Raw genomic sequence first — 1,520 nt, forward strand, 5'->3', positions numbered from 1 at the left:
AACTCATAAATTACTTCCGATAAAGTGTAACTCTTATAGAGGTCTTGCTCCTTCATTATCCGACTCAAGGCCGAATAGATGATAAGAGATAAATAGGTCAGGAAGAGGCGTCCCTCCATAGCCTCGCGGGAGCTAACCTTTAACCTCCCACACTCCAATTCATTCTTGATCACATCAAACATCTTCTCCAACGCATCTTTCCTTCGATAAAGGCTTAACAGGTCCTCTCGTCCAAGATTGCTGTCATTGGTTAAGATAATTGTCTTTCCCATCCTGTTCATCAGCCGGGAGATCGCTTTCACCTTGCGCTTCAATTGGAAACGAGGTTTTTGCCCTATGACATCAAATAACTTGCCGCTTCCTTTGAAAGCTTGTTCCAGGTGCTCCCAAACCTCCTCTTTTGACCAGAACTCTTTCTTATCAACGAGGGCCTCCAGCTCCACGATGCGCCTCATCAGGTGGTCAATCTCATCGGCCTTCCTCCGCTCATCATGGTAGAGATGGGCAAAGACAGGAACATCCGCTATGACTGTCTCCTCCTTGACATAAAACATCGGTCTACCCCGGTAATAAAACCCATACTGAGGAGATTGAAGATCCTTAAGATGCCTGGAGATCAACTGGGAGGAAATCTTGGTGCTAAAGGACAGAGGCAGGACAAAACGTATCTCTTCTTTGTCCATCTCTTTGAGATTCGAAGCACTGTAAAACCCTCTATCGAGAATAAAAGTGAACTCTCGAACACCCCAGTCCCCGAGAAGAAGGATGATGTTCTTCAGGGTGGAAACATCGGCAATGCTTCCCGGATAAATCCGGTAGGCAAGGGGAAGGTGCGAAGGCTGGCCCACGATCATCCCCAGGTTGACCTGCGGCAGCTTCTCCCCATCCCGATTGTACCCCCATTCCAGGTACTCGATGAGCTTTGAGTAGGAAGAAAGGGATGTAATGTCGAAGAGGATGGCTCGCAGGTCCCCTTGGCTTTGAACCCAGGACTGGAAAAACATCTCCCGCCTTCCCTCACTGCGGCCAAGCTCTTCAGCCAGTCGGCTGATGCGTTGGGAGGAAAGCGCCAGAGGTTCCTCCACATAAGCAGCCTCTGCCCACGGCTTGAAAAGATAAAGGGGCTTTCCCTCCAAGACCTGAAACATGCTCAGATAAAGCAGCTCCTTATCCACCTCTGGGAAGGCTTTCCTCAACACCGAAGACAGCCCGATTCTCTCCATAACCTGCAAGACCAGGTAGATATGACCAAAATCACCGGCAGCTCGTGGGGTAAACCCTTTGTGAGGGGAGAGGATTTCGCCTGTGTGAGGGTCCTTTTTCCCCAGGTATTTCCGCCTTTGACGGGGCTGTTTTTTTACAGGATCCCAGTAACTCTCTACCTCATAGACATAGATATGGTTACCGATTTTTTGGTTGACTCGGTATGGCATAGTATTAATTATAACTATGCCATAAAGAAAGTCAAGAAGGTATTTAGGGGATTTTGTTCATAGTTATTAAATTTTGCGGATTTTAAG

Annotated in this window: 1 protein-coding gene; it reads right to left on the minus strand. The window is 47.8% G+C overall.

Annotation, left to right across the window (positions count from 1 at the left end; genetic code table 11):
* Nucleotides 1–1,433 (minus strand): IS1634 family transposase (locus tag HW443_RS11155; protein ID WP_176238219.1); only part of this gene is annotated, 1,433 nt, incomplete at its 3' end.
* Nucleotides 1,434–1,520: the final 87 nt, after the last annotated feature.

The organism is Candidatus Hakubella thermalkaliphila, from assembly GCF_013281975.1.
GTDB lineage: Bacteria > Actinomycetota > Humimicrobiia > Hakubellales > Hakubellaceae > Hakubella > Hakubella thermalkaliphila.